General features: G+C 64.4%; 14 protein-coding genes and 1 pseudogene. 13 read left to right on the plus strand and 2 right to left on the minus strand.

Annotated elements, in window-relative coordinates:
* The first annotated feature begins 203 nt into the window (after positions 1-203).
* Both AC1DIJ_RS30125 and AC1DIJ_RS30130 read left to right on the plus strand, forming a co-directional pair.
* Positions 204-905 (plus strand): hypothetical protein, encoded by a 702-nt coding sequence (locus tag AC1DIJ_RS30125; RefSeq protein ID WP_112390897.1) that lies wholly within the window; start codon positions 204-206, stop codon positions 903-905.
* Positions 838-2,346, plus strand: coding sequence for a DNA-packaging protein (locus AC1DIJ_RS30130; protein WP_477831750.1), 1,509 nt, complete (start codon positions 838-840; stop codon positions 2,344-2,346). Before AC1DIJ_RS30125 ends, AC1DIJ_RS30130 begins: the two co-directional genes overlap by 68 nt.
* 33 nt (positions 2,347-2,379) lie before the next feature.
* On the opposite strand, the gene AC1DIJ_RS30135 is transcribed toward AC1DIJ_RS30130, so the two are convergent.
* A complete protein-coding gene (locus AC1DIJ_RS30135; RefSeq protein WP_442208846.1) occupies positions 2,380-2,508 on the minus strand; it encodes a hypothetical protein in 129 nt (42 codons plus the stop codon).
* A gap of 141 nt (positions 2,509-2,649) precedes the next feature.
* Here AC1DIJ_RS30135 and AC1DIJ_RS30140 point away from each other — a divergent pair, with 141 nt between their 5' ends.
* The 11 genes from AC1DIJ_RS30140 to AC1DIJ_RS30190 all read left to right on the plus strand — a co-directional run bounded on the left by AC1DIJ_RS30140 (position 2,650) and on the right by AC1DIJ_RS30190 (position 9,442).
* Positions 2,650-3,321, plus strand: a complete 672-nt coding sequence (locus AC1DIJ_RS30140; RefSeq protein WP_112390896.1) for a lysozyme family protein — start codon at positions 2,650-2,652, stop codon at positions 3,319-3,321.
* A 23-nt stretch (positions 3,322-3,344) separates the two neighbouring features.
* Positions 3,345-3,656: a Dabb family protein gene (locus AC1DIJ_RS30145; protein WP_112390895.1), complete on the plus strand. Its 312-nt coding sequence runs from the start codon at positions 3,345-3,347 to the stop codon at positions 3,654-3,656.
* A gap of 54 nt (positions 3,657-3,710) precedes the next feature.
* Positions 3,711-4,001: a toxin-antitoxin system TumE family protein gene (locus AC1DIJ_RS30150; RefSeq protein WP_112390894.1), complete on the plus strand. Its 291-nt coding sequence runs from the start codon at positions 3,711-3,713 to the stop codon at positions 3,999-4,001.
* Positions 3,994-4,356 carry an HVO_A0114 family putative DNA-binding protein gene (locus AC1DIJ_RS30155; RefSeq protein ID WP_112390893.1) on the plus strand — a complete coding sequence of 121 codons (363 nt, stop codon included), beginning with the start codon at positions 3,994-3,996 and terminating at the stop codon, positions 4,354-4,356. Before AC1DIJ_RS30150 ends, AC1DIJ_RS30155 begins: the two co-directional genes overlap by 8 nt.
* Before the next feature lie 296 nt (positions 4,357-4,652).
* Positions 4,653-5,810 (plus strand): phage portal protein, encoded by a 1,158-nt coding sequence (locus AC1DIJ_RS30160; RefSeq protein ID WP_477831751.1) that lies wholly within the window; start codon positions 4,653-4,655, stop codon positions 5,808-5,810.
* Between the two features lie 57 nt (positions 5,811-5,867).
* Complete coding sequence (locus tag AC1DIJ_RS30165; protein WP_112390964.1) at positions 5,868-6,128, plus strand: CopG family ribbon-helix-helix protein; 261 nt, start codon at positions 5,868-5,870, stop codon at positions 6,126-6,128.
* A complete protein-coding gene (locus AC1DIJ_RS30170; RefSeq protein WP_112390963.1) occupies positions 6,129-6,446 on the plus strand; it encodes a type II toxin-antitoxin system RelE/ParE family toxin in 318 nt (105 codons plus the stop codon).
* Positions 6,443-7,018, plus strand: coding sequence for an alpha-ketoglutarate-dependent dioxygenase AlkB family protein (locus AC1DIJ_RS30175; protein ID WP_112390962.1), 576 nt, complete (start codon positions 6,443-6,445; stop codon positions 7,016-7,018). The genes AC1DIJ_RS30170 and AC1DIJ_RS30175 overlap by 4 nt, the downstream gene beginning before the upstream one ends.
* Positions 7,019-7,183: 165 nt before the next feature.
* Entirely contained in the window at positions 7,184-7,501 is a 318-nt protein-coding gene (locus AC1DIJ_RS30180) for a DUF6107 family protein (RefSeq protein WP_112390961.1), read from the plus strand.
* A 111-nt stretch (positions 7,502-7,612) separates the two neighbouring features.
* Complete coding sequence (locus AC1DIJ_RS30185; RefSeq protein WP_112390960.1) at positions 7,613-8,179, plus strand: HK97 family phage prohead protease; 567 nt, start codon at positions 7,613-7,615, stop codon at positions 8,177-8,179.
* Between the two features lie 9 nt (positions 8,180-8,188).
* Positions 8,189-9,442, plus strand: a complete 1,254-nt coding sequence (locus AC1DIJ_RS30190) for a phage major capsid protein (RefSeq protein ID WP_112390959.1) — start codon at positions 8,189-8,191, stop codon at positions 9,440-9,442.
* Between the two features lie 154 nt (positions 9,443-9,596).
* Here the strand turns inward: AC1DIJ_RS30190 and AC1DIJ_RS30195 are convergent.
* Positions 9,597-9,709 (minus strand): annotated as a pseudogene (locus AC1DIJ_RS30195) (IS110 family transposase); the annotation flags it as partial.

Raw genomic sequence — 9,709 nt, forward strand, 5'->3', positions numbered from 1 at the left:
GAATCCAGTGCGCCCATGTCCATGGGCGCGGGAGACTTCTTCTTGATAAGGCAAAGAGTCATTCACCGCGCAGACGCGCGGTGGCTGGATTCCTGTGACAAGCACAGGAATGAGGGATGTGGGTGGGGTTGTCGTTGGGGTTTCAGCCGGGTTTCGACCCGGTTTTTATATGTCCGCAGTTTGAGCGGGGCGGAGATTTTCCGATGATCGGTGAGGGTTTTGTGGCGGAGCTTTGCGGCTTCTGGCCGGAGAGGCGTGTCTATTCGGGGGCGCAGTCTGTGGAGGCCGGTAGCGGCTGGAGCGATGAGCGGGTGCGTGACGCGGTGGCGGCCTATCGGTTGGAGATCAAGTCGGAGCTGCTGCCGGGTGATGAGCTCCGGGTGATGCTGAACCAGATGACGGCGGAGATGCGCGAGCAGTTTGCGGCCTTCGTCGAGCTGCGCAAGGGCGCCGAAATTGCCGCCGACGGTGGCGACGAGGCGGCGGGCAAGCTGGCACGGGCCGATCTGAAGGCGGCTGTTGATGCCATGGGGCTGATCGTCCGTACGCTGGAAAAGATCGACCAGCTGCAGCGCCAGCTGGCCCGCGACCGGGAGATCGAGATGGAGGGGCGCGAACAGGCCGAAGGCTATGCGGCGGCCAGGGGGCAGCTGCTGGAGATCGTCGAGCAGCGGGCCGACGAGAAGGCGGCTTTAATCGTCGCGGCCAGGATAAAGGACTTGCAGGCGGGCGGGGAGGCGAACCGGGATGACGGGATTTCCGCGGCCAGGGCAGACGGTGCGGATGGCCTCGGCGCGGCAGAAACGCCGGGCGGAGGAAAAACGGCTGAAGGCGGCGATGGCCGATGCGATGTCGGCGGGCGAGCGGCTGCACCGCGGCTTGGTGGTGCTTGGCGCGGAGCATGAGGCAGCGCGGGAGACTATTGGTGCCGGGCGGCTGGCTGCTGCCGGTGTAAGCGGCAATGCGGAGATGCCTGCGTACCGCGCGGTGACCACGGCAGAGGCTCCCTCGGGCAGTTCTGACGGTGCTGTAGCCGCAAAAATGGAGACCTGGCCGATGGAGCTCGATGCCGGTCTTTCGGCGTTGCAGAAACTCGATTGCATCGGCGGGCCGCTGATATCGGGCTTTCCCGGAGCACTCAGGGATTGGCAGCTGACGGGGCGGCTGGAGCAGAGGCCGCCGGAGGGCGATTGGCGGACGTGGCTGCTGCTTGGCGGGCGCGGTTCCGGCAAGACGCGGGCGGGCGCCGAATGGGTGCATGGGCTGGCGAGCGCGGGGCAGCGTTCCGATCTCAGGATTGCGCTGGTGGCCGAGACGCTGGGCGATGCGCGCGAGGTGATGATCGACGGCATTTCCGGGATCTGCAGGATCGCCCGGCGCAACCGGCCGGAATTCGAGATTTCGAGGCGGCGGCTAATCTGGCCGAATGGCGCGGTGGCGCAGGTGTTTTCTTCGGAGGATCCGGAGAGTTTGCGCGGGCCGCAGTTTCACATGGCCTGGTGCGACGAGCTGGCGAAATGGAAGCACGGGCAGGAGACCTTCGACATGCTGCAGTTCGGCCTGCGGCTGGGCGCAGCACCACGGCAGCTGGTGACGACGACGCCGCGGCCGGTGCCGCTACTGAAGGCGCTGATGGCAGACGAGGGGACGCGGCTGACGCGGATCAGCACGCTTGCCAACCGCGCCAATCTGGCGCCCGGTTTCATCGACGCGCTTGCGGCGCGCTACGGCGGCACGCGGCTCGGGCGCCAGGAACTCGATGGCGAGCTGATCGAGGATCGCGACGACGGGCTCTGGAAACGCGGGCAGATCGAGGCGCTGGTAACGCGCCTGACCGGCGCTCTGCGGCGCATCGTCGTCGCGGTCGATCCGCCGGCAGCGGCCGGTCCGGCCTCCTGTTGCGGCATTGTCGTGGCGGGAGTGGAGGTTTCCGGGCGGGCGGTGGTACTGGCCGATTGTTCGGTCGAGGGCGCGAGCCCGGCGGGCTGGGCGGGTGCGGTAGTGCGCGCCTATCACCGCTTCGGCGCCGACCGGGTGATCGCCGAGATCAACCAGGGTGGCGATATGGTCCAGGCGATCCTGAAGAGCATCGACGCGACGCTGCCGGTTTCGACGGTGCGGGCGACGCGCGGAAAGTTTTTGCGGGCGGAGCCGGTGGCGGCCCTCTACGAGCAGGGAAGGGTGGTCCATGCCGGGCGCTTTACGGCGCTGGAGGACCAGATGTGTGATTTCGGCCCGGATGGGCTTTCGAACGGCCGCTCGCCCGACCGGCTGGATGCGCTTGTCTGGGCGCTGACGGCGCTGATGCTCGAAGGCGGCGGCGAACCGCGGGTCAGGGGTATATGACGCTTCGCCGCTCGCCTTTCGCGCCGCGGCGGTTTATCGCTGCTTCGGCGGCTCGGCCGGACGCGGTGGCTCGCGAGTCGGCCGGATCTGGCGCCACTCGTTTTCCATCTGGTCGACGAGGTGCTGGGGAATGGTGGTCTGGGTGTTGGCGGGCGTCTGCATCGGTCTCCTCTCCGGCTGCACAGGCAATATGAGGAATGCATGACACAGCTCAAATAGGCTGTAAATCAGGGGCTTAAACGCTTTAAACGATTGAAATTATTTTAATCGATTAGGGCCGGGACGATTTTCAGGGTTATCCACATGGACCGCAGGATTTTCTTCGACGAGGTGCGCGCCAGCCTGTTCAAGGGCACGCTGCAGCAGCCGCAGGTAGAGGGCATGAGCGCAATCCTCGACTATTGGCAGGCGCGCCATGCACGGGACGACGGGCGCTGGCTGGCCTATATTCTGGCGACCGCCTTTCACGAGACGGCCTACACGATGCAGCCGGTGCGCGAAACGCTGGCCGGAAGCGACCAAAAGGCGATCGAAATTCTCGACCGGGCCTATGCGGCGGGCAAGCTTTCCTGGGTCAAGACGGTCTACTGGCTGCCCGACGAGGACGGCAAGAGCTGGCTGGGGCGCGGGCTGGTGCAGCTGACGCACAAACGGAACTACGAGGCGATGAGCCTTTTGACCGGCATCGATCTGGTGGCCGCACCTGACAAGGCGATGGAGATGGGCACGGCGGTGAAGATCCTCGTCGAGGGGATGATCGCAGGCAGCTTCACCAAGCACCGGCTGGCCGACCATCTGAACGGCGAAAAGGACGACTGGGTGAACGCCAGGCGCATCGTCAACGGCACCGATAGGGCGGAAAAGCTCGGCGATTACGGCAGGCTTTTCGATGCGGCCTTGCGCCGCGCGAAGCCTGAGGGCCTCTGGCAGCGGTTGAAGGCCTGCCTTTCGCGTGTTATCGCCCGGCTCTCTTAAAGACCGAGCAAGGAGTGCGCCCCGTGATCCGCCATATCGTTTTCTTCACCGTGCCGGAAGAAAACCGCGAGGCGGTGCGCAAGGGCCTGTCGGTGCTGACGGGCATCCCGCATGCGCTGACGCTGGAGATCGGCGAGAACGTCAAGACAGACCAGTGGGGCAACGCTGTTGATTTCGTCGTCTATGGCGAGTTTGCCGACGAGGCGGCACTGGCGGCCTATAAGGCGCATCCGGATTACGAGCTTTCGACAACGACGGTGAAGCCGCTGCGCGACACCCGGGTGGCGGCGGATTTTGATAGCGGGTTGGCGGTGAAGGTGCCGATGGGCGGCTGACTCTCTTCGAGGGAGTGTGTTGATGCCTTCGATGCCATATGCTATAAATAGCATATGGCGCCTGCGACATTGATCTACGATCGAAAGCTGCTTCTGCCCGATGGCATTATTCTGCAGATCAGGATCTGGCGGTTGCCGCAGGCGAATGCCGAGCGGCCGCATGGGCTGAAATATTCTCTGTTCTACGGCCGGCCGGGCGAGCGCATCATCGGCTATGACAATGAAGCGGGCAAGGGCGATCACCGGCATTATCGCGACCGCGAGGAACCCTATGTGTTCGAGACGATGGACAAGCTGATCGCCGACTTCGAGGCAGACGTGAGAAGGGAGATCGGGCATGAGTGAAGTGAAACTGCAGATCACCGGCCTCGACGACTTCTTCTCTAAGGCACGGGACACGGCCCGCGAGATCGATGCCGGCGATTTGCGCGAGCGTCCTGCGGCGATCGGTTTCGAAAGCATGGAGCTGCTGCTCAAGGTGCTGACGGCCAATCGCTGGCAGCTGCTGCGGAGATTGAAGCAAACGGGCGAAAGCTCGATCCGGCAATTGGCCGTGGCGCTGGGGCGGGATTACCGCGGCGTTCATGCCGACGTGCATGCGCTGATCGCTGCCGGGCTGATTGCCCGCGACGGCAAGGGGCTGGTCTCCGTGCCCTGGGACAAGATCACGGCCGAAATGGCAATCGATATCGCGGCGTAGGGTATTCCTTACTCCATCAAGGATAGACTGCGCCCACAGAGCCTGATGAGTAGGCGGAGAGCGCAACCTTTCTACGCCTGCGACGGTTCCTTTTCTCCTGTTGGCAGCAGAACGTGCCTGGCACAGGAATCCAGTGCGCCCAAGTCCTTGGGCGCGGGAGACTATTTCCAATAGGCATCCGAGTTACTCACCGCGCGGACGCGCGGTGGCTGGATTCCTGTGACGAGCACAGGAATGAGGGAGGGTGGGGTGGCCGTTGCCCTCTCATCTCCAGCCTTTCAACAAGGGACATCATCATGAACATCCGGTCTTTCCTGCCGTGGGGCTTCACGGCGGGCCGTAATGCTGTGGCCGAGAAGAAGGCGGCGTCGGGGTTTCTGTCGCTGGCGGCGCAGGGGCAGGCGAGCTGGACGGGGCGGTCTTATGCGGCGCTGTCGCGCGAGGGGTTCATGAAGAACCCGGTGGCGCATCGCTGTGTCAGGCTGGTGGCGGAGGCTGCGGCCTGCGTGCCGTTTCTGATTTATGAGGGCGAGCGGGAGCGGCCGGAGCATCCGGCGGCGGCGCTGCTCAGGCAGCCGAACGGGCGGATGGGCGGGCCGGATTTTTTCGAGGCGCTCTATGGGCATTTGCTGCTCTCTGGCAATGCTTATGTCGAGCCGCTGATGGTCGGGGCGGGGCTGCGCGAGCTGCATCTCTTGCGGCCCGACAGGATCAGTGTCGTCGAGGGGCGGGACGGGTGGCCGGAGGCTTATGACTACAGAGCCGGAGGATCGGTCCGGCGCTTTGCGGTGGAGGCCGAGAGAATGGCGCTGCTGCATCTCAAACTCTTTCATCCGCTCGACGATCACCTGGGTTTTCCGCCGCTGGCAGCAGCGCAGGTGGCGCTCGATCTCTCCAACGCGGCGGCAACCTGGAACAAGGCGCTGCTCGACAATTCGGCCCGTCCTTCCGGCGCGCTGGTCTACCAGCCGAAGGAGGGCGGCAATCTTTCGCCGGATCAATATGAGCGGCTGCGCCAGGAGCTGGACGACGGTTATTCCGGGCCGATGCGCGCCGGGCGGCCGCTGCTGCTGGAAGGCGGGCTGGACTGGAAGGCGATGGGACTGTCGCCGAAGGACATGGATTTCGTCGAGGCCCGCAATGGCGCGGCCCGCGACATCGCGCTCGCCTTCGGTGTGCCGCCGATGCTGCTCGGCATTCCCGGTGACAATACCTTTGCCAACTATCAGGAGGCCAACCGGGCCTTCTATCGCCTCACGGTGCTGCCGATGTTGACGCGGACGGCGGCTTCGCTTTCGGCCTGGCTGGGTGGGGCTTACGGCGAGGGGCTGCGGCTGGAGCCGGATCTGGACAAGGTGGCGGGGCTCTCGGCCGAGCGCGGGGAGCTGTGGGCGCGGGTGGGGGCGGCGGGGTTTCTAACGGATGAGGAGAAGCGGGAGGCGGTGGGGTATTGAGATTGAGGTGCGCGGGGTAATTTGTTATACGTCGTATTACAAATTGGAGATGCCGCCATGCCGAAGCCTGTTCTTTCCGATCCGATCGCGTTGCGCCTTCCCGAGGACATGCTGAAGGATATCGAGACGATCGCCAAGGCGACGGATCGCACGCGCAGCTGGGTGATCGTGCGGGCGCTGAAATATTATCTGCAGGCGGAGGGGAAGGATGTTCTCGACGTGCTGCACGGCGAGGCACAGATCCGCGATGGCGAATTCGAGGATGCCGAGCGTCTGATGAACGAACTGGTCGCGGCATCGAGGCCTGACGCGGCGTAGATGAAAGTCATAATCTCCAAAAATGCTGCCGACTATCTCCGGCGCGAGCGGGCCTATATCGCCGAGCACGATCCGCGTGCGGCAGAGAGCGTGATGCGCCAGATCCAGGCGGCGATCCGGACGCTTGGTGCTTATCCCAATGCGGGCGTGGCCGCTCTGCCGCTCGCCGGCCGGCGCCGGTTTGTCGTCGCACCCTATGTCACCGATTACAGCATCATGGAGCACGCCGTGCATATCGTTGCCGTCCGCCATGGACGGCAGAACGGTACGAGCATGGAAATAGACGGCGACGGTGATTTCGAGGCGGATGGCGAATGACTATTCAAGCGCGATTGCCTGTCGGCGCGACCTATGTACCCGAGTTTTTCGGCGGCGAAGAGGCCGCATGGCTTGCTGCAGCGCTCGATGCCGGTTCCTGGGACACGACGTTGAAGCGGCGGGTGCAGCATTTCGGTTACCGCTATGACTATCGGGCCCGGGCTGTGACCGGCGATGCCTATCTCGGGCCGCTGCCGGACTGGCTTTCTGGTGTCTGCGGGCGGCTTGCCGGCGAAGGTTATTTCGAACGTCTGCCGGATCAGGTGATCGCCAATGAATATCTGCCGGGGCAGGGGATCAGCGCGCATGTCGATTGCGTGCCGTGTTTCGCGGACCGGATCGCCTCGCTCAGCCTGCTTTCGGCCTGCGAGATGGTCTTCCGGCATTCGGCAGGCGGCGAGCGCTGCAGCCTGATGCTGGAGCCGGGGTCGCTGCTCGTGATGGAGGGCGCGGCGCGATATGACTGGACGCATGAGATACCGGCGCGGTCGGCCGATGTCGTCGACGGCGAGAAGCGGCCTCGCGGGCGGCGGTTGTCGCTGACCTTTCGCAATGTGATCCGGAGCCTTTGAACGGCCGGATACGGATGCGTTGAAGCGGCTGATCCAGCCTGCCAGCAAGACTGTGCAAGCGATTCATAAGATTCGTTGAAACGCGATTGGCGGCGACGCCGGTCCGCATTGGCCGTGGGCCTTTGTGGGCCATCCGCGTGCTCATCCTCAAAGGGGAGTTTGACGATGGCTGACTTTTCCAATGATGGCGGGCTCTGGGCCAGCCGGGCGCTGGGGGCATCGGCAGGGGCGGCGGTGTCGCTGATCTATCTTTTGCCGAAGAGCAGGCGGGAGGCGGCGAGCCGGTTCTTTTCGGGGCTCTCCTGCGGGCTGATCTTCGGCGGGCCGACGGGGATCTGGCTGGTGGAGCGGCTGGGGATCGCCGATCGTCTTTCTGCTTCCGAAGTCATGCTGTCCGGCTCGGCTGCGGCCAGCCTCTGCGCCTGGTGGGTGCTGGGGGTTTTGGCGCGGGTGGCGCAGCGGTGGCGAGCGAATAGCGAGTAGCGAATAGCGAATAGTTTTGGGCTTGCGATCCGGCCGTGGCGGGCGGCATTCGCCGCTATTCGCTATTCGCTCCCCCAAACATTTTCACATCCACAATCAGGAGCACCAACCATGACCGCATCGCTCATGGGCGCGGAGACGCGCAAGTTTGCCAATCTGGAATTGCGCCATCTCAAGCGCGACGGGACGTTTTCGGGTTATGCGAGCGTCTTCGGCGAGGTCGATCTCGGCAAGGACCAGGTGGAGCGCGGGGCGTTTCGCAAGTCGTTGTCCGAACGTGGGGCCGAGGGGGTCAGGATGCTGTTTCAGCATGACCCTTCCGAGCCGATCGGTGCCTGGAAGACGATCCGGGAGGATAGCCGCGGGCTTTATGTCGAGGGCGTGCTGGCCGACGGTGTGGCCCGCGCCGGCGAGGTGCGGCAGCTGATCAGGAACGGGGCGCTGGACGGGCTGTCGATCGGGTTCAGGACCGTCCGGGCGCGCACCGATGCCAAGAGTGGTGTCAGGCGGATACTGGAGGCGGATCTCTGGGAGATCTCGATCGTCACCTTTCCGATGCTGCCTTCGGCGCGGGTGCAGAACATTAAGAATGCGCGGTGGTTCCGCGACAAGGAGACCGAGCTCGTCCGCGCCATGCGCCGGGCGGCAAGGGCGATGCTGACCGAAACCTTCAGATAGGATCGACATATGAGCGACATGACTGCGAAGACGGCGCCGGAGATCAAGGCGGTGCCGGAGACGATGACGGCTGCCTTCGACGATTTCATGGAGGCCTTCGAGGCCTTCAAGGACACCAATGACCGGCGCCTTGGCGAGATCGAGGCGAAGTTCACCGACGATGTCGTCACCCGCGACAAGATGGACCGCATCAACCGCGCCATGGACGAGCAGAAGAAGCTGCTTGACCAGCTGGTGCTGAAGAAGGCGCGCCCGCCGCTGGGGCGTACCGGCGCCGGCGGGCCTGATACGGCCGAGCACAAGGCGGCTTTCGAAAACTATATCCGCCGCGGCGACGAGGCGGGGCTGCGCGAGATCGAGGCGAAGGCGATGTCATCGGGGACGGGCGCCGATGGCGGCTATCTGGTGCCGCCGGAGACCGATACCGAGATCGGCCGCAGGCTTTCGGTGGTGTCGCCGATCCGGGCGCTGGCGACGGTGCGGCAAGTCTCGGGATCGGTGCTGAAGAAGCCGTTCTCGACCTCCGGCATGGCATCCGGCTGGGTTTCCGAAACGGCGGCACGGCCGCAGACGGGCAATGCCCAGCTTGCCGAACTGACCTTTCCGACGATGGAGCTCTACGCCATGCCGGCGGCGACCCAGGCGTTGCTCGACGATGCGGCTGTCGATATCGAGGCCTGGATTTCGGGCGAGGTCGATACCGTCTTTGCCGAGCAGGAGGGCACGGCCTTCGTCTCCGGCGACGGCACCAACAAGCCGAAGGGGTTTCTGGCCTATACGGCGGTGGCCGACAGCGGCTGGAGCTGGGGCAATCTCGGCTATATCCCGACCGGGGCTGCGGGCGCTTTCGCCTCCAGCGGCGCTTCGGATGTGCTTGTCGATGCCGTCTACGCGCTGAAGGCAGGCTACCGGCAGAACGCCAATTTCGTGATGAACCGCAAGACGCAAGCGACGGTGCGCAAGCTGAAGGATGCCGATGGCCGCTACATGTGGCAGCCGCCGGCAACGGCCGGGCAGGCGGCGACGCTGATGGGCTTTCCGGTGGCCGAGGCCGAGGACATGCCCGACATTGCGGCAGGGGCGATGGCGATCGCCTTCGGGGATTTCCGGGCGGGGTATCTGGTGGTGGATCGCACCGGGGTCAGGGTGCTGCGCGATCCCTATTCGGCGAAGCCTTATGTGCTGTTTTACACGACGAAGCGCGTGGGTGGCGGGGTGCAGAACTTCGAGGCGATCAAGCTGGTGAAGTTTGCGGTGAGTTGAGTGGGGGGTAGTGAGTAGCGAATAGTTGGCTTGGCGCGGTGGGTGTGGCCCCCTCATCCGCCCTGCCGGGCACCTTCTCCCCGAGGGGAGAAGGGACTTTGCCGCAACGTCTCCGATCCCTTCTCCCCAGCGGGGAGAGCGACTGTCTTCGGCGTCAAGCGTTTTGCCATGGTTTTGCGTCCCGGATGATAGCGTTGAGGATGGTGAGGAGCTTTCGCATGGTTGCGACGAGGGCGACGATCTTCGGCTTGCCGGCTGCGACGAGCC

The organism is Rhizobium sp. 10N427 (genome assembly GCF_056394605.1).